Source organism: Streptomyces sp. NPDC054834 (genome assembly GCF_053611185.1).
Genome location: NZ_JBSGZV010000043.1, coordinates 33170 through 51433, shown reverse-complemented (window position 1 = coordinate 51433; position 18264 = coordinate 33170). Strand labels below are relative to the sequence as shown.

The following is an 18264-nucleotide window of genomic DNA, read 5'->3' as shown; positions in this document are numbered from 1 at the left end:
AGCGGTGACGTGGGCGAAGTACGAGGACCAGACGCACGAGGCGGTGTCGCGCATGGCGGGAAGCGGCGAGTTCGGGGGCTGGTGCTGCTGGGCACCATGCTGGTCCTGCTCCTCCTCGGCGGAGCCGGTCCCGCCTCGGCGCACGCAGCCGTCCGCAGCACCGACCCCGCCGACGGAACCGTCCTCAAGTCCGCGCCCCGACAGGTCACCCTGACCTTCACCGAGTCCGTCGCCCTGCTCGACGACTCCTTCCGGGTGTACGACCCCTCCAACCACCAGGTCTCCACCGGCGAGGCCCAGCACGCCCCCGGCCGATCCGACACCGCCCGGGTCACCCTGCCCGCCAAGCTCGGCGAGGGCACCTTCACCGTGGCCTGGCGGGTCGTCTCGGCCGACAGCCACCCGGTGTCCGGCGCCTTCACCTTCTCCATCGGCAAACCCTCCCCGACCGCCGCGCTGGTGGACCCCGGACAGACCGAGGACCCCGCCACCGGCAGCCTCTACAACATCGGGCGGTACGCGGCGTACATGGCCGCGGCCCTGCTCATCGGCACGTCGGCGTTCGCCGCGGTCTGCCGCCCGCCCGACTTCACCCCGCTGCGCAAGGCGGTCAGGACCGGCTGGTGGACGCTGGTCGCGGCCACCGTCGTCCTGCTGGTGCTGCGCGCCCCGTACGAGGAGGGCACCTCACCGGCGACCGCCTTCGACATGTCCGCGCTGGCCCGCACCGCGACCGGCCGCCCGGGCCTGCTCCTGCTCATCCGCCTGGCCCTGCTGCTCGTCGCGGGCGCCCTCCTGCTGCTCCTGCGCCGCCGGGCCGCCCCGCCCGGCCGTCCCGCGCTCGCGGCCGGCGCCGCGCTCGCCGTCGGCCTCGCGCTGACCTGGGCGGCCGCCGAACACGCCTCGGCCGGCATCCAGGTGCCGGTGGCGATCACCTCCTCCGTGCTGCACCTGCTGGCGATGGCGGTGTGGCTCGGCGGACTGGCCGCGCTGCTCACCCTTCTCAGCCGGACGGCCGAACCCGTCACCGTGCCGACGGACACGGTGACCCGCTTCTCCCGTCTCGCCTTCGCCTCGGTGACCGTCCTGGCCGTCACCGGCGTCTACCAGTCCTGGCGCGGCCTCGGCTCCTGGCAGGCGCTCGCCGACACCTCGTACGGCCGGCTCCTGGTCGCCAAACTGGCCGCGGTGACCGTGCTGTTGGTGATGGCGGGCTTGTCACGGCAGTGGACGGCACGGCTGGCGGCCGTCGAGGTGAGCGGGGCCGTACGGGAACGGGTGCCGGAGCCGGTCGGGGCGCGGCCGGCCCTGCCGGAGGCGGAGCCCGCCGCGGAGCCGGGTGACGAGTCCTCCCCGGCCGCCCGGCCCAAGCCCGCCTCGCCTTCTTCGTCCTCCTCGCCCGACGTCCACCGGGCCCTGCGCCGCTCGGCCCTGGCCGAGGTGGCCGTCGCCGTCGCCGTGCTGGGGATCACCACGGTCCTCACGGGCACCCTGCCCGCCCGGGCGGAGGCCGCGGCCGCGGCGGACGGCTCGGCGTCGGCGGCCGTCGGTATCCCGACCGCCTCCGTCACCATGGTCCCCTTCGACGTCGGCCAGGGCCGCCACGGGAAGGTGCAGATCACCCTCGAGCCCGGCAAGGTCGGCCGCAACTCCGTCGAGGCGGTGGTCTACGGCCCCGACGGCGGCCTGTCCAGCGTCCCCGAACTCCGCATCTCCCTGACCCTGCCCGCCCAGAAGATCGGCCCGCTCGACACCAAGGTCACCGACCGCGGCGGCTACTGGGCCTCCGACTCCCTCAACGTGCCCATTCCCGGCACCTGGACGATGAAGGTGACGGTACGGGTGTCGGACCTGGACCAGGTGACCGAGTCGAAGACGGTACGGATCACGCGTTAGGCATGCCCCGGCCGGCCGCCGGGGCGCCGTCCCGGCTCACAGGGCGGAGTCGGCGGGGTCGCCGAACTGTTCGAGGAGGACGTCCACCGGCGTGGGCGCCGCCATCCCGGGGGCTCCGCCGTGGACGTCCTGTTCCGCCCAGATGACCTTGCCGCGGGCGGTGTACCGCGTCCCCCACCGCTGCGCGAACTGGGCCACGAGGAACAGTCCCCGCCCGCCCTCGTCGGTGGTCGCCGCCCGCCGCAGCCGGGGTGAGGTGCTGCTGCCGTCCGACACCTCGCAGATCAGAGAGCGCCCGTAGAGCAGCCGCACCCGGACCGGCGGTGATCCGTACCGGATCGCGTTCGTGACCAGCTCGCTCACGATCAGCTCCGTGGTGAACCCGGCCTCGTCCAGTCCCCACTCCCGCAGTTTCCGCCTGCACTCGCCCCGTACCCAGGGCACCTCCGCCGGGTCCTGCGGCACGTCCCACTCGGCCACGCGGGAGGCCGGGAACAGCCGGGTACGGGCCGCCAGCAGCGCGATGTCGTCGCTGCGGTGGGCCGGCTTCACCGCGTCGATCACCGCCTGGCAGGTCTCCTCCGGGGCGCGTCCCCCGGCGCCGCCCAACGCCCGGCGCAGCCTCGCCAGCCCGACGTCGATGTCGCGGCCGCGGTCCTCCACCAGGCCGTTGGTGTACAGCACCAGCTGGGAATCCTCCGGCAGGTGCAGTTCGGCGGTCTCGAAGGGATAGCCGCACAGACCGAGCGGGGCCGAGGCCGGTACCTCGGGACAGACGACCGTACCGTCCGGACGCACCACCACCGGGTCGGGATGCCCCGCCCGGGCCACCGTGCACGTCCCCGACACCGGGTCGTAGATCGCGTACAGGCAGGTCGCCCCCGACACTCCCACCCCCTCTTGGCCCTCCGCGCCGGTGCCCTCCTCGTTGTCCATGCGCACGACCAGCTCGTCCAGGCTCCCGAGCACCTCGTCGACCGGCAGGTCCAGCGCGGCGAAGTTGTGCACCGCCGTGCGCAGCCGCCCCATCGTCGCGGCCGCGCGCAGCCCCCGGCCGACCACATCGCCCATCACCAGCGCCACGCGCGCACCCGGCAGCGGGATGACGTCGAACCAGTCCCCGCCCACCCCCTCCTCGGCCGGCAGATACCGCCAGGCCACCTCCAGCGCGTCCTGCTCCGGCTGCCCGCGGGGCAGCAGACTGCGCTGAAGCGTCACCGCCATCGCGTGCTCCCGGGCGAACCTGCGGGCGTTGTCGATGGCCACCGCCGCCCGCGCGGCCAGCTCCTCCGCGAAGGACAGATCGTCCGGGTCGAAGGCCGAGGAGTCCGCCGTCCGGTAGAAGTTCGCCACACCCAGCGACACGCCCCTCGCCCGCAGCGGCACGGTCACCAGCGAACGCAGACCGCTCTGAAGCGCCTTGCGGGCGCGGTCCGGGTCCTGCTCCTGCCAGTCGGGCGCCTGCCGCAGGTCGGTCTCCAGCACGCCCCGGCCCTCCCGCAGCGTCCGCATCTGCGGGGTCGCGGCCGAGAACGTGATCACTTCGCCCAGCTCGTACACCGGTATCGTCCGGTGATCGCCGGCGATCGCCACGCGCCGCAGATGCCGCCACCCCTCGGCCGTCGGCTCCCAGCCGCGCAGTACCGCGTCCAGCAGCTCCACCGTGACGAGGTCGGCGAACCGTGGCACCGCGACCTGCGCCAGCTCCCGGGCCGTACGCTCCACGTCCAGCGTCGTCCCGATCCTCACCCCCGCCTCGTACAGCAGATCCAGCCGCTCCCGCGCGACCTCGGCCCGCCCCGTGATCGCCGCGAGCTCCGTGGTGTCCCGCAGCGTCACCACGCTGCCGCCCGGGCCCGCGCGCGGGAACGTGGGCCGCTTGTTGACCGCCAGCAGCCGGTCGCCCACGAAGAACACCTCATCGGTGACCGTTTCCGGCGCCGTCAGCAGGCGTTCGAGCGGCACCGGCAGCCCCAGCTGGTCCACCTTTCGCCCCTGTGCCTCCGGCGGCAGCCCCAGCAGCCGCGCCGCCTCGTCGTTGGCCAGCACCAGGCACCCTTCGGCGTCGGTGATCAGTACGCCTTCGCGGACCGCGTGCAGCACCGCTTCATGGTGGTCGTACATCCCCGCGAGCTCGGCGGGAGCCAGCCCACGCGTCTGCCGCAGCAGGCTCCGGGCCACCAGCGTCGTCCCGGTTCCGGCCAGCGCCAGCGCCAACGCACCGGCGCCGAAAGCGATCGGCACCTGCGGTATCCACATCCGCAGGACGTTCTTGACCGTGATCCCGGCGGACACCAGTCCGACGACCCTGCCGCGCGCGTCGGTCACCGGCACGGTCGCCTGCACGGCCGTCCCCCGGCCCGCCGGCAGGGGTGGTCCCCCGGCCTGTTCGACGACGGTACGACCGTGCAGCGCGGGCTCGATGTTCCCGACGAACTTCTTCCCGATCTCCCGCGGATAGGGGTACGTGTACCGGATCCCCCGTGTGTTCAGGACGACCACGAAGTCCACGCCCGCCCGCTTCCGCGCCTCCTCGGCCCGCGGCTGGAGCACCGCGGACGGATGCGGGCCGTGCAGCGCCTGCACCATGCCGGGCGCACTCGCGAACGACTGGGCCGCGATGACCGACTCCCGCCGCCCTTGCGTGACCGCGTCCCGCGCCGCCTGGAGCACCACGGCCACCACCGCGGCCAGCACCAGCAGCACCACGATCCCGACCTGGAGCAGGAACACCCGTCCGGCCATCGTGCGCGGATCGAGCAGCGAAACACGCCGCTCACGCGACCGTCCGACGCCCACCGGCCCGGTAGGGCTCCGAGCACGCCCGGAAAATACCCTCATGCACCCTTCATAACACCGGCGGGCGCCCCTCACCGGGCGACCGGAACGAAGAGCAACCGGAATGAAGAGCGGCCGGAATGAGGAGCGGCCAGAAAACAAAGAGCGGTCGGGCGGACCGGCCTCCGCGGAGCCAGTCAGAGCCGCGCGACTGCGGTCAGCCGTGTCTCACCTGTTGCAGGCGGCGAGGATGCCCCCGATCAGCGGAGCCATGAAGAACATCGCGAGGCAGCCGCCTACCCGTCGGCCGTCCGAGGCGCGCGTCGATGGCGAGATCGGTCCGGTTTCACCCGCGATGGGTGAGGTCGCCGACCCGGCGGCGCCTGACGCTTGGCCTGCGCGGTCGCGGCGGGGTCCGCCCGAGCGCGGACGTGCGTCATCGGTGCGTCATCGCCCAGGAGGTCTCGTGAACCGGTACCCGCCCATCGCGGAGCACGGCATGGTCGGCGATCTTCAGACCGCGGCCCTCGTGTCGTCCGGCGGCACGATCGACTGGTGGTGCACGCCCCGCTTCGACTCGCCCAGCGTCTTCGCCTCGCTGCTGGACAGTGAGCGAGGAGGCCACTGCCGTCTCGCCGCGGAGCTCCCGGACGGCAACGGAATGACGGTCCGCCAGCTGTACCTGTCGGACACCGCCATCCTGGTCACCCGGTTCATGGCGCCCGGCGGTGTCGGCGAGATCGCCGACTTCATGGCACCCGTCGACTCCTCGAAGCCCACGGACCGGCACACCCTCATCAGGGTCGCCCGGGTCGTCCGGGGCAGCCTGCCCTTCACCCTCACGTGTCGCCCGCGCTTCGACTACGGACGTGCCCCGCACACGCTCACGCGGCACGACGACCACTCCGTGGTCTTCCACGGACCGGGCACCGACCTGCATCTCCAGTCCACCACCGGCGTCCCGCTCCGCCCGGACGACGACGACATCACCGCCCGTTTCACCCTCTCGGCCGGCCAGGCGGCCGCCGTCGTGCTGACGAGCACGGTGAGCGGCGGCTCCGCCCCGCCCCCGCCTTCCCTCGACGGCATCGCCGAGGAGGTGGAGGCGTGCCGCGGCTTCTGGCTGTCCTGGCTGCGTTCGTGTACGTACCGGGGCCGCTGGCAGGACATCGTGAACCGTTCGGCGATCACGCTCAAGCTGCTCACGTACGCCCCCTCGGGAGCGCCGATCGCCGCGGCCACCATGGGACTGCCCGAGCAGGTCGGCGGAGAGCGCAACTGGGACTACCGGTACACCTGGGTCCGCGACGCCGCACTCTCCGTCAGGGCTCTGATCGACCTGGGTTTCGAGTCCGAGGCGCACGCCTTCCGCCGCTGGCTCCGCGACCGCATCGAGGCCGGAGGCACCGCCTCGGGCGACCCGTTGCAGATCATGTACCGCGTCGACGGCGACCCGCACCTGACCGAGGAGACCCTCGATCACCTGGAGGGCTACCTGGGCTCACGTCCGGTACGGGCGGGCAACGCGGCGGCCGGCCAGCTCCAGCTCGACATCTACGGCGAGGCCGCCGACGCCCTGGTCGTGGGCGGCGACATGGGCGCGATCCGCGGCTGGAAGGCGCTGCGCGGTGTCCTGGACTGGCTCGCCGACCACTGGGACCGGGCCGACGAGGGCATATGGGAGACCCGTGGCGGCCGGCAGAACTTCACCTACAGCCGGCTGATGACCTGGGTGGCGTTCGACCGCGGCGTCCACGCGGCCGTCGAGTTCTCCCGGCCGGCCGACGTCGAGCGCTGGACCGAGGTCAGGAACAGGGTGTTCGACCAGATCGTCGAGCACGGATGGCACGAGAAGCGGCAGGCCTTCGTGCAGCACTACGACACCGACGTGCTCGATGCCTCGCTGCTCCTCATGCCCCGGGTCGGCTTCCTCTCCCCGCGCGACCCGGACTGGCTCAGCACGCTCGACGCCATGGAGGAGGAACTGGTCAGCGACAGCCTGGTCTACCGTTACGACCCCACGGCGTCTCCGGACGGTCTGTGCAGCTTCTTCCACGTCGAGGCGCTGGCCCGCACCGGCCGGCTGAACCAGGCCCGGCACGCCTTCGACAAGATGCTCACCTACGCCAACCATGTAGGCCTGTTCGCCGAGGAGATCGGGCCGTCGGGGGAGCAACTGGGGAACTTCCCGCAGGCGTTCACGCATCTCTCGCTCGTCATCGCGGCGATGGCGCTGGACGAGGAGCTGGGGAAGGCCGAGAACAGGCCGGGAACCGGCGACCACGGACACCCGGCCACCCATGGCCTGACGGTGCCCACCGAGAGCGGGGGCGGTACAGGTGGCTGAACCGGTCGGCGCGCGGTCGTCAGGCGGGGCTTCGGGCGGGGCTTCGGGCGGGCAGAGTCGGGTTCTCGCCGCTCTGGCGCTTGCGCAGTTCATCTGTAGCTTCGCCGGCTCCAACATGAACGTGATGATCAACGACATCAGCAAGGACCTGGACACCACGGTCCAGGGCGTGCAGGTGGCCATCACGGTCTTCCTGCTGGTCATGGCCGCGCTGATGATCCCGGGCGGCAAACTGACCGACCGCTACGGCCGCAAGCGCTGCTTCCTGACCGGCCTCGTCGTCTACGCGATCGGCGCCCTGCTCAGCGCCGCCGCGCCGGGACTCGGTGTGCTGATCCTCGGGAACTCGATCCTCGAAGGCGTCGGCACCGCCCTGCTCATCCCGCCCGTCTACATCCTCACGACCCTGCTCCACCCGGACGTCACGTCCCGGGCCCGCGCATTCGGGATCATCATGGCGCTGGGCGGCGTCGGGGCCGCCGCCGGGCCGCTGATCGGCGGACTGATCACCACGGCGATCAGCTGGCGCGCGGCCTTCGTGTTCCAGGCCCTCGTCATCGCCGTGATCGTCTGGCTCAGCCGGCACATCGACGATCCCCTGCCGCCCGACCCGGCCCGCTCCTTCGACACCGGCGGGGCCGTACTCTCCGCCGCTGGGCTCGTCCTCGTCGTGATGGGCATCCTGGCCGCCGACAACAACATCTGGCTGATGATCGGCCTGCTGGTCCTCGGGGCCCTCGTACTGATGTGGTTCTTCCGCTGGGTGCGCGCCAGGGAACAGTCCGGCAGGGAGCCCTTGCTGTCGCTCGGCCTGTTCCGCGACCGCACGTCCAACCTCGGGCTCATCACCCAGAACGTCCAATGGCTGTTGCTGATGGGCACCTCGTTCACGGTGGCGGCCTACCTCCAGGTCGTACGTCACTACGACGCCATCCAGACCGGGGTCGTCTTCACCGCGGCCACGCTCGGACTGCTGGCCACTTCCCTGTCCGCCCAACGCCTCGCGGAGCGGCGCCCCCAGCGCACGCTCGTCATGACCGGCTTCCTCGTGTCCGTGGCGGGCATCGCGGTGCTCATCGCCCTGGCCGGCAGCTTCACCACCGCCTGGGCCTTCGTCCCCGGACTCCTCCTGATCGGGCTCGGCCTCGGCGTGATGCTCACCCCGTCGGTCAACGTCGTCCAGTCGAGCTTCCCCGAGGAGCAGCAGGGCGAGATCTCCGGCCTGTCCCGCAGCGTCTCCAACCTCGGCTCCTCGTTCGGCACGGCGATCGCCGGCACCATCCTGGTCTCCGGCCTCACCAGCGGCGCCTACGCGGCCGCCATGAGCACCCTGGCGGTCATCGGCCTCGGCGGCCTCGGCGCCGCGGCCCTCCTCCCACGGCCCGCACGGCGACCGCAGACGCACCAGGGGGCCGGACCGCTGTCACGGTCCGGCCCACCAGGCCGGCGGAGGACCCGGGACATGGACTCCTGAGGGGCAGCCCCTGGTCAGGCCTGCGGGCTCCACGCGCCGGTGTCGGCCCGCGGGGTCAGTGCCACGGGGCGGGGCGCGAGGTGATGGCCCACCTCACCGGCACGCCGTGACCGCCGAAGGGGCCGCGTACCCGTTGGGTACCATCGCGGGGTGAACACGTACTGGCACGTCGTCCTGCCGCCTCTCTGCGGCTGACCGGGCGCAGACACCGGCGGTTTGATCCCCGGCCCCCGTCGACCGGCACTCCGGTCAGGGGCTCCTGTCGTGCGCCCGTTTCGGATCGAGTCCCAGACGAATTCGATGACGGAAGTTCACGACTGTGCCGAACCGCACCTCTCCCCTCACCCCCCGTACTCCCGCGCGCCCGGACGCCATCGGCCCGCGCCCTTCCCGCGCCGGCCTCCTCGGCGGACCCGCACCCATCCTGACCTCGGCCGTGCTGTGGGGTACCACCGGGACGGCGAGCACCCTGGCCCCGGCCGGCGCACCGGCGGCGGCCATCGGCTGCGCCGGCCTCGTCCTCGGCGGCATCCTGCTGTTCCTCACCTCCCGAAGCGCCCGTTCCCTGCCCGCCGCCTGCACAGGGCGCGAGCGGTGGCTGCTCGTCCTGGGGGCGCTCGCGGTGGCCGGGTATCCGGTCACCTTCTACCCGGCCGTGGCCCGGACCGGGGTGGCGGTGGCCACCGTGATCGCGCTGGGCAGCGCGCCGGTCTTCGCCGGACTCCTGTCCTGGGCCACCGGGCAGGCCCGGCCGACCGCACGCTGGACCGGCGCGACCGCGGCCGCCGTGCTCGGCTGCACCCTCCTGGTACTGGGCCCCGAGCTCACCGGCCATGCCACGCCGATGGACCTGCCAGGCGTCGTGCTCGCCGCCTGCGCCGGACTGTCGTACGCCGCCTACTCGCTGATCGGGGGCACGCTCATCACGGACGGACACCCTTCCGGCGCCGTGATGGGCGTGCTGTTCGGCGCGGCCGGGCTGCTCGTCCTGCCGCTCGTGCTGTCCGTCGACGCGCACTGGCTCACCACCGCCCGCGGTGCGACCGTGGCGGTGTACCTCGCCCTGTTCACCGTCTGTCTGGCCTACCGGCTCTTCGGGTACGGGCTGCGCCGCACTGCCGCGTCGGTGGCGACGTCACTGACCCTGGCCGAGCCCGCCGTCGCAGCGGTCCTGGGCGTCACCGTCCTCGGCGAACGCCTCCCGGCCGCCTCCTGGTGCGGGCTCACCGTCCTCGGCCTGGGCCTGGTCCTCCTGACCCTCCCCACCCGCCGGGCTCGATAGCGACGCGGAACACGCCGAAGGCCCCGGCGACATCAGGAGCCGGTCCTGCTCACGCCCTGCGCCGGGCGGTGAGCAGTTGCTCGGGGCCGTACGCCGCCTGAAGACCGGAACAGCTGATCCCGTTACGGGAGACCGCCACCAGCGGTACCGGCGTCTTCGCCGGGCCGCCAGACCATCCAGGCGTGATCATGTCCACCGAGTACAGCTGGAAGCCGACGAGGCGGCCAAGCAGGGAGTTCGTCTCGGGGTTCGGCGGCGCTCCGGGGTGTCCTCACCGGTGGCGGAGCGGGGCATCGGGCGGGTGACGGACGGTGCCGGACGGGGGTGAATGAGACCAGAACGGAGACCAGGGCGCCACCGGCGGTCGGCTGGTGCTGACCACGCGCGGACGGGCTACCCGCCGAGAACCCGCCGTTGACCCACACACCGTGGAGCGGCCGTGGTTCATGGCGTCCGGGTGGAGCGCGCCACTGTACGAACGACCTGGAGGCTTCTCCGGGATGCGGGTGTACGAGACGGCCGCCTCCATGACGCTCGCCACACCGCCGCGACCGGAAACTGAGACGGACAACGTCGAAGGGCCCCACCGCGAACGGTGGGGCCCTTCGACATCGTGCCCGGTGAGGCACTGGCGGAGGATACGAGATTCGAACTCGTGAGGGGTTGCCCCCAACACGCTTTCCAAGCGTGCGCCCTAGGCCTCTAGGCGAATCCTCCGCCGGAAACATTACATGACCGAGGAGGGTGCTCGCGAACTCGTTCCCGCAGGCCGGCATCGGGTACTCTGTGCGGAGCCCCTCACGCGGCGCTATCTGACTGAACTCCCCCAGGGCCGGAAGGCAGCAAGGGTAGGTTGGCTCTGGCGGGTGCGTGGGGGGCGCTTGCGTTGTGGGCCGGGGGCCGGGGCCGATGGGGGCCAGGGGCTCGGGCGGGGCCCGTTGTCGGTGGGCGCCTATAACCTCGTAAGCGTGTCGTCTCTCGCGCTGTACCGCCGCTACCGGCCGGAGTCCTTCACCGAGGTCATCGGGCAGGAGCATGTCACCGACCCGCTGCAGCAGGCGCTGCGGAACAACCGGGTCAATCACGCGTACCTGTTCAGCGGTCCGCGCGGCTGTGGCAAGACGACCAGCGCGCGGATCCTGGCCCGCTGCCTGAACTGTGAGAAGGGGCCGACGCCGACCCCGTGCGGGGAGTGCCAGTCGTGCCGTGACCTTGCCAGGAACGGGCCGGGGTCGATCGACGTCATCGAGATCGACGCCGCTTCCCACGGTGGTGTCGACGATGCCCGTGAGCTGCGCGAGAAGGCCTTCTTCGGGCCCGCGAGCAGCCGGTACAAGATCTACATCATCGACGAGGCCCACATGGTCACGCCGGCCGGGTTCAACGCTCTGCTGAAGGTCGTCGAGGAGCCCCCGGAGCATCTGAAGTTCATCTTCGCCACCACCGAGCCCGAGAAGGTCATCGGGACGATCCGGTCGCGGACCCACCACTATCCGTTCCGGCTCGTGCCCCCCGGGACGCTCCGGGACTACCTCGCAGAGGTGTGCGGGAAGGAGAACATCCCCGTCGAGGAGGGTGTGCTTCCGCTCGTCGTGCGGGCCGGCGCGGGCTCCGTGCGTGACTCCATGTCCGTGATGGACCAGCTGCTCGCCGGCGCGGGGGAGCAGGGTGTGACGTATGCCATGTCCACCTCGCTGCTCGGGTACACCGACGGGTCGCTGCTCGACTCCGTTGTCGAGGCCTTCGCCACCGGGGACGGCGCCGCCGCCTTCGAGGTCGTCGACCGGGTCATCGAGGGCGGCAACGACCCCCGGCGGTTCGTCGCCGACCTGCTGGAGCGGCTGCGGGACCTGGTGATCCTGGCCGCGGTTCCGGACGCCGTGGAGAAGGGGCTCATCGACGCCCCCGCCGACGTCCTGGAGCGGATGCAGGCCCAGGCCGGCACCTTCGGCGCCGCCGAGCTCAGCCGCGCCGCCGACCTCGTCAACGAGGGCCTGACCGAGATGCGCGGGGCCACCTCGCCGCGTCTCCAGCTCGAACTCATCTGCGCGCGCGTGATGCTGCCCGCCGCTTACGGCGACGAGCGCTCCGTCATGGCCCGCCTCGACCGTCTGGAGCGGGGGGTCAACTTCTCCGCGGGGCCCGCGGGCGCGCCCGCCGTGGGGTACGTCCCCGGTCCCGAAGGTCACGCCCACGCGGGTGGTGGCGGTAGCGGTGGCAGTGGCAGTGGTGGTGCCAGCGGTGGTGTGCAGGTGCCGCCCGGTGGCGGGGTCGCGGCGGCCCGCGCTGCCGTGCGCGGTACCGGCGGCAATGGCGCGCCTGCCGCCACCGTGCCCGAGCCCGCCCCCTCCCCGGCGCCCGCGCCCGCCCCTTCCCCCGCGCCCCCCGCTTCCCCGCAGGCCCCCGAACCCACCCCGACCCCTGCTTCGGCGACCGCTCCGGCCCCCGGCGCCTGGCCCACCGCCAAGCCCGCCGGCGGCGGCCGACGGCCCGGCGGCTGGCCCACGGCTGCCCCGGCCGGCGGCGGACAGCCGTCCACACCCACGGCACCCCCTGCCCCTGCCGCCGCCCAGCCCACCCCCGCCCAGCCCGCGCCCGCGCACCAGGCCCCCGCCGCCACCGGTGGCCTCGACCCACGCATGCTCTGGCCGAACATCCTGGAGGTGGTCAAGAACCGCCGCCGCTTCACCTGGATCCTGCTCAGCCAGAACGCCCAGGTCGTCGGCTTCGACGGCACCACCCTGCAACTCGGCTTCGTCAACGCGGGTGCCCGCGACAACTTCGCGAGCAGCGGCAGCGAGGACGTGCTGCGGCAGGCGCTGGCCGAGCAGTTCAACGTGCAGTGGAAGATCGAGGCCGTCGTCGACCCCTCCGGTGGCTCGGCACCCCCGTCGGGCGGCGGGGGCGGCGGCTTCGGCGGATCCGGCCCCTCCGGGTACGGCGGAGGCGGCGGCGCCGGTGGCGGCTACGGCGGCCCCGGCACCGCGAGCGCCTCCCCGCAGCGCCCGGCCGCTCCCCAGCCGTCCGCGTCTGCCCCGTCCGCGCCGCAGGCCGGGTCTTCGGCCCCCGCCGCCCCGGCCTCCGCCCCCCGCCAGGCCTCCGCCCCCGAGCCGGCCCCGGTCTCCCCCGAGGACGACATCCCCGAGGACGACGACCCCGACCTCGACGAGTCGGCCCTCTCCGGCCATGAACTCATCGTGCGGGAGCTGGGGGCGACGGTGGTGGAGGAGTTCACCAACGAGTAGCTCTTCGGGGCCCGCGTCCGCCGTGACGTCCTTCGTGTGTGGCGTCCTTCGTGCCCCTCGCGCCCCTCGTAGGAACGCACAAGCTCCCCACCCCCCGGCTCTTATGAGGAACGCCGGATAGGCTGACCCCGTGAAGGTCCTCGTCATCGGTAGCGGCGCCCGCGAACACGCCCTGTGCCGCTCCCTGTCCCTCGACCCCGACGTCACCGCGCTGTACTGCGCCCCCGGCAACGCCGGCATCGCCGAGGTCGCCGAGCTGCGCCAGGTCGACGCGCTCGACGGCAAGGCCGTGTCCGCGCTGGCCACCGAGCTGGGCGCCGACCTGGTGGTGGTGGGCCCGGAGGCCCCGCTGGTCGCCGGGGTCGCCGACGCCGTGCGCGCGGCGGGCACCGCGGTGTTCGGCCCCTCCCAGGAGGCCGCGCAGCTCGAGGGGTCCAAGGCCTTCGCCAAGGACGTGATGGCGGCGGGCGGCGTACCGACCGCCCGCTCGTACGTGTGCACGAGCGCCGACGAGGTCGCCGAGGCCCTCGACGCCTTCGGCGCCCCGTACGTGGTGAAGGACGACGGGCTGGCCGCCGGCAAGGGCGTCGTGGTCACCTCCGACATCGACGCCGCGAAGGCCCACGCGGCCGGCTGCGAGCGCGTCGTCATCGAGGAGTTCCTCGACGGCCCGGAGGTCTCGCTCTTCGCGATCACCGACGGCCGGACGGTGGTCCCGCTTCAGCCCGCCCAGGACTTCAAGCGGGCGCTGGACGGCGACGAGGGCCCGAACACCGGCGGCATGGGCGCGTACTCCCCGCTGCCCTGGGCCGACCCGAAGCTGGTCGAGGAGGTGCTCGAAACCGTCCTCCAGCCGACCGTCGACGAGATGCGCCGCCGGGGCACGCCGTTTTCCGGCCTTCTCTACGCCGGTCTCGCGATCACCAGCCGGGGCGTACGGGTCATCGAGTTCAACGCCCGCTTCGGCGACCCGGAGACCCAGGTCGTGCTGGCCCGTCTGAAGACCCCGCTGGCCGGAGTCCTGCTCGCCGCCGCGAACGGCACCCTGACCGACCTGGAGCCGCTGCGCTGGAGCGACGACGCGGCCGTCACCGTGGTCGTGGCCTCGCACAACTACCCCGGCACCCCGCGCACCGGTGACCCGATCACCGGCCTCGACGACGTGGCGACCGTGGACGCCCCCCACGCCTACGTCCTGCACGCCGGCACCAGGCGCGACGGCGACACCGTCCTGAGCGCCGGCGGACGTGTGCTGTCCGTCACAGCCACCGGCAAGGACCTGACCGAGGCGCGCGACCGGGCGTACACCGCCGTCGCCCGGATCCGCCTCGACGGATCCCAGCACCGCACGGACATCGCGGCGAAGGCGGCTCTGGACGCGGCGGGCGCGTAAAACCGCCGGTCGTAAGCCCCTTGTGGAGACCCGGGCCCCGGATGCGAATCCGGGGCCCGATCCTTGCTGTGCGTCGTACACCTCTGACCAAGGCCATTCCATCGAGTGACCGATGCCCCATCCGGCTGACGGGGCCGCAGGCCCCAACTAGGGTGCGGCGCAAGCTTTCCGGCACTTGGCCCACCGGCATTGCGATGTCAGTGGTGGGTGCCACAGTGGGGGAGTGACCAACGCCAGGACAGCGCGAGGACAGCACGGAGGGGGTGAGGTCCGGTCGTGACCGGTATGGGTATGGAGGCGGGCGCACAGGCCGCGCGTTCCCGGGCCCTCGCCGTGCTGCGGGTGCGCGGCCGGGCGCTGGCCGTCGCCGTACTCCCCGCGGCGGTCGCCGTGATCCTGCTGGCGGGAGGTACCAGCGGCCATCTCGTCGGCCGGGGCTGGGACGTCGCCCGCTGGGTCGTGGGCGCGCTGGCGCTGGTGGTGCTGCTGGCCGCCGTGGGCATCGGCCTCGTCGTCGCCCGCGCCAGGCCCGCGGTGACCCCCACGGTGCCGATCGCCGAGGACTCCGCGCCGGACCTGTACCGCATGGTGCGCGACCTCGCCGACCGCCTCGACGTGCCCGTGCCGTCCGCGATAGCGCTCACGCCGGACTGCGACAGCTGGCTGGAGGACCGTACGCACCCGGCCCACGGCCCGCCGCCGCGCGAGTCCGGCGACGAGATAGCGGGGCCGGGGCGGCGCCATCGCCGTACGCCCGCCGCGCCCGTCCTCGTCATCGGCTCCCCGTTCCTGTGGTGGATGCGGGTCGGTGAGCTACGGGCGGTCCTCGCCCCGGTCGTCGCCGGTACGGGGCCCTCCGCGCAACCGGACATAGCGGCGGCCCGGCGCTTCGTACGGGGGCTGGACGCGGCGGTGGCCGTGGCCTCGACGCCCGGTCGCTGCCCGCTGACCCGGGGAGCGTGCGCGGGCCTCGGCTGGGTGGCCCGGCTGCTGCTGCGGGGCTGCCGGGAGCACGCGGCCCTGATGGAGCGCGGGGTCGCGGCGGCGGCCGCCGAGCGTGCACAGGCTGTGGATTACGGGCTGCGGATCGTCGCCCAGGAGCAGGTGGGGCTGGCGTACGCGGGCTGGGACCGGCTGCTGACCCGGGTCGCGCTGCCCGCCTGGCGGATGGGCCGCTGGCCGTCCCGGCTGGACGCGGGCGTCGTCGCGGCACTCACCGAACTGTCCCGGCGCGACCGGCTGGCCGAGGGCTTCGCCTCCCGGCTGGGCGAGCGTCCCGCCTGCGATCTGCTCGAGGAGCCCGGCGCGGTGGACGAGGCCGCCTCCCTGCTCGCCGCCCGCCTCTTCCACGGCGGCCCCGCCGAGCCCTGCCCGCACTGGTCGCCGGTCGGCTGGCAGGAGTACCCGGAGGAGGTCGTCGACCGCACCTGGCGCACCGACGCGGCCCGCCTCCACCGGGTCCTGGACTCCCTGGGCGTCCGCCCCGCCCCCGCCCCCACAGCGGCCTACGGCCCGACCCTGTCCCGGGTACTGGACCACCTCGCGTCCCCGCCGGCCGGCGGGGACGCGCAGGCCGACCCGGGCGGGCAGCCGCCTCCGGGTGCCGAGGCCGCCGAATCCGGCCACGAGCCCGCCGACGCCGACCCCCTGAACGAGCGCAGCGCCATGCTCGCCGCCAGGCTCAGTGCCGAGGTGGCCCGTGAGGAGTCCGCCGGGTCGGGCCCGGCAGCCGCGGCCGGTCCGGGCGCCGCGGGCCAGAGCCCCGCCGCCGCCTTCTGGGACGACGGCGCGCTCCCCCTGTTCCCGCTCCAGCCCCCGCGCGCCGACCGCGACCTGCTCGCCGATCACGTCACGGCGATGGTGTGCTGCGCCGCGGTCGACACGGCCGGCGCGAGCCCGGGGATGGACTGGCTCGACGGCCCGTTGCTTCTCGTCAACGGCGAAAGAGCCTCCGACCTCTCCTCCCGGGTGCTCAGCCTGATCGAGGAGGGGGACCCCAGCCCGCTGCGGGCCTGGCTGGTGGAGTCGGGGATACGTCCGGAGAAGCCGGTACGCCTCGTCTGACGACCGCTGTACCGGAGCAGGCACTTCCAGTTCAGGTCAATTCGCAACGAATAGTGACCGTACGCGTGCTGAATGTGATGTGCTGGGACCGACCACGCGCATGGCAAGCGCATACGACATACGACAGGCACGCGAGCGCACGGGCGCACAGGCACAGAGCACGTAGGCACGCAGGCTCGCAGGCACGCAGACCGAGTCGCACAACACAAGCCGCACGAGTACAAGTCGCACAGACGAGTCACGGGGGCACGAGGGAGGGGAGTGGCCATGGCCTCGGACCACATCCGCCGCTGGGAGTCGGGAGCACTCGCGCACGCCGTCACGGACCCCTTCGGGCAGGGCCCTGTCCCCTGGCTGCGTGGCAGCGAGACGTACTTCGACGACACCGGACACGTCGTCCCCTGGTACGTGGACACCACCCAGCAGCACACGCAGACGACCCGCACCGGCCGGGACACCCCGCGCGTCCCGGCCCCCCGCACCTCCGGCGGCGGTCCGCGCTCCGCCGACGACGTGCACCGCCAGATCAAGGGCTTCACCTCCACCGGAGCGGTCGCGCCCGGCGAGGCCGTCGACTTCCACATCACCGTCGACCCGCCCCAGCAGTTCAGCGTGGACATCTACCGCATCGGCCACTACGGCGGCGACGGCGCGGCGAAGATCACCACCAGCCCCCGCCTCTCCGGCATCGTCCAGTCCCCGCCGCTGACCGCCGACCGCACGGTCTCCTGCCACCACTGGTGGCTCTCCTGGCGCCTACAGGTGCCGTCGTACTGGACGATCGGGGCGTACGTCGCGGTGCTCACCACGGCCGACGGCTACCGCTCCCACGTGCCGTTCACCGTCCGGGACAACCATCCGGCGGACCTGCTCCTGCTGCTGCCCGACATCACCTGGCAGGCCTACAACCTCTACCCGGAGGACGGCCACACCGGCGCCAGCCTCTACCACGCCTGGGACGAGAAGGGCCGCCTGCTGGGCGAGGCCGACGCCGCGACCACGGTCTCCTTCGACCGCCCGTACGCGGGCGCGGGCCTGCCCCTGCACGTCGGTCACGCCTACGACTTCATCCGCTGGGCCGAGCGCTACGGCTACGACATCGCCTACGCCGACGCCCGCGACCTGCACGCCGGCCGAGTCGACCCCACCCGCTACCGGGGGCTGGTCTTCCCCGGCCACGACGAGTACTGGTCGACGCAGATGCGCCGCACGGCGGAGCTGGCCCGGGAGAACGGCACCTCCCTGGTCTTCCTCTCCGCCAACACCATGTACTGGCAGGTCGAGCTCGGCCCGTCCCCCTCCGGCGTCCCCGACCGCCTGCTGACCTGCCGCAAACGCAAGGGCCCGGGCAAGCCCGTGCTCTGGCGCGAGATCGACCGCCCCGAGCAGCAGCTGGTCGGCATCCAGTACGCGGGCCGGGTCCCCGAGCCGCATCCCTTGGTCGTGCGCAACGCCAAGCACTGGCTGTGGGAGGCGACGGGCGCACACGAGGGCGACGAGATCGCGGGCATGGTCGCAGGCGAGGCCGACCGCTACTTCCCGCGCACCCCGCTCCCCGAGCACGAGGAGCGCATCCTGCTCTCCCACTCCCCGTACACCGACAGCGAAGGCGTCCTGCGCCACCAGGAGACCTCCCTCTACCGCGCCCCCTCCGGCGCCCTGGTGTTCGCCGCCGGCACCTTCGCCTGGTCCCCGGCCCTGGACCGCCCCGGCCACACGGACCCCCGTATCCAGCGCGCCACCGCCAATCTGCTGGACCGTATCTGCAAGCGCGACTGACCGCCC

Annotated in this window: 10 protein-coding genes, 1 tRNA gene and 1 other RNA gene; 9 read left to right on the top strand and 3 right to left on the bottom strand. The window is 73.1% G+C overall.

The window, feature by feature from the left end; all coding sequences use genetic code 11:
* Positions 1-81: 81 nt before the first annotated feature.
* A complete protein-coding gene (locus ACWGJM_RS38190) occupies positions 82-1896 on the top strand; it encodes a copper resistance CopC/CopD family protein (protein WP_453416380.1) in 1815 nt (604 codons plus the stop codon).
* 36 nt (positions 1897-1932) lie between these two features.
* On the opposite strand, the gene ACWGJM_RS38185 is transcribed toward ACWGJM_RS38190, so the two are convergent.
* A complete protein-coding gene (locus ACWGJM_RS38185) occupies positions 1933-4641 on the bottom strand; it encodes a SpoIIE family protein phosphatase (RefSeq protein ID WP_453416344.1) in 2709 nt (902 codons plus the stop codon).
* A gap of 499 nt (positions 4642-5140) precedes the next feature.
* On the opposite strand from ACWGJM_RS38185, the gene ACWGJM_RS38180 reads away from it, so the two are divergent.
* From ACWGJM_RS38180 to ACWGJM_RS38170, 3 genes are all read left to right on the top strand, one after another.
* On the top strand, positions 5141-7021 hold the full coding sequence (locus tag ACWGJM_RS38180) for a glycoside hydrolase family 15 protein (RefSeq protein WP_453416343.1): 1881 nt from the start codon (positions 5141-5143) through the stop codon (positions 7019-7021).
* A gap of 73 nt (positions 7022-7094) precedes the next feature.
* Complete coding sequence (locus ACWGJM_RS38175) at positions 7095-8495, top strand: MFS transporter (RefSeq protein ID WP_453416379.1); 1401 nt, start codon at positions 7095-7097, stop codon at positions 8493-8495.
* 319 nt (positions 8496-8814) lie between these two features.
* Positions 8815-9777: a DMT family transporter gene (locus ACWGJM_RS38170; RefSeq protein WP_453416342.1), complete on the top strand. Its 963-nt coding sequence runs from the start codon at positions 8815-8817 to the stop codon at positions 9775-9777.
* A gap of 49 nt (positions 9778-9826) precedes the next feature.
* Here the strand turns inward: ACWGJM_RS38170 and ACWGJM_RS38165 are convergent, their stop codons facing one another.
* The gene (locus tag ACWGJM_RS38165; protein WP_453416385.1) at positions 9827-9967 is read right to left on the bottom strand and encodes a hypothetical protein; all 141 of its coding nucleotides are present in this window, start codon (positions 9965-9967) and stop codon (positions 9827-9829) included.
* A 439-nt stretch (positions 9968-10406) separates the two neighbouring features.
* Positions 10407-10494 (bottom strand) — tRNA-Ser (locus ACWGJM_RS38160).
* Positions 10495-10566: 72 nt separating this feature from the next.
* Here ACWGJM_RS38160 and ffs point away from each other — a divergent pair.
* The 5 genes from ffs to ACWGJM_RS38135 all read left to right on the top strand — a co-directional run bounded on the left by ffs (position 10567) and on the right by ACWGJM_RS38135 (position 18258).
* Positions 10567-10665: signal recognition particle sRNA small type (gene ffs / locus ACWGJM_RS38155), an RNA gene on the top strand.
* 80 nt (positions 10666-10745) lie between these two features.
* A complete protein-coding gene (locus ACWGJM_RS38150) occupies positions 10746-13022 on the top strand; it encodes a DNA polymerase III subunit gamma and tau (RefSeq protein ID WP_453416341.1) in 2277 nt (758 codons plus the stop codon).
* 130 nt (positions 13023-13152) lie between these two features.
* Positions 13153-14415, top strand: coding sequence for a phosphoribosylamine--glycine ligase (gene purD / locus ACWGJM_RS38145; protein WP_453416340.1), 1263 nt, complete (start codon positions 13153-13155; stop codon positions 14413-14415).
* Between the two features lie 285 nt (positions 14416-14700).
* Complete coding sequence (locus tag ACWGJM_RS38140) at positions 14701-16479, top strand: hypothetical protein (protein ID WP_453416378.1); 1779 nt, start codon at positions 14701-14703, stop codon at positions 16477-16479.
* A gap of 267 nt (positions 16480-16746) precedes the next feature.
* Positions 16747-18258: a N,N-dimethylformamidase beta subunit family domain-containing protein gene (locus tag ACWGJM_RS38135; protein WP_453416339.1), complete on the top strand. Its 1512-nt coding sequence runs from the start codon at positions 16747-16749 to the stop codon at positions 18256-18258.
* Positions 18259-18264: the final 6 nt, after the last annotated feature.

Coding starts and splice junctions, on each gene's coding strand:
- ACWGJM_RS38185 (WP_453416344.1), bottom strand. CDS start 4,641: ATGGCCGGACGGGTGTTCCTGCTCCAGGTCGGGATCGTGGTGCTGCTG.
- ACWGJM_RS38165 (WP_453416385.1), bottom strand. CDS start 9,967: ATGATCACGCCTGGATGGTCTGGCGGCCCGGCGAAGACGCCGGTACCG.
- ACWGJM_RS38140 (WP_453416378.1), top strand. CDS start 14,701: ATGGGTATGGAGGCGGGCGCACAGGCCGCGCGTTCCCGGGCCCTCGCC.
- ACWGJM_RS38135 (WP_453416339.1), top strand. CDS start 16,747: ATGGCCTCGGACCACATCCGCCGCTGGGAGTCGGGAGCACTCGCGCAC.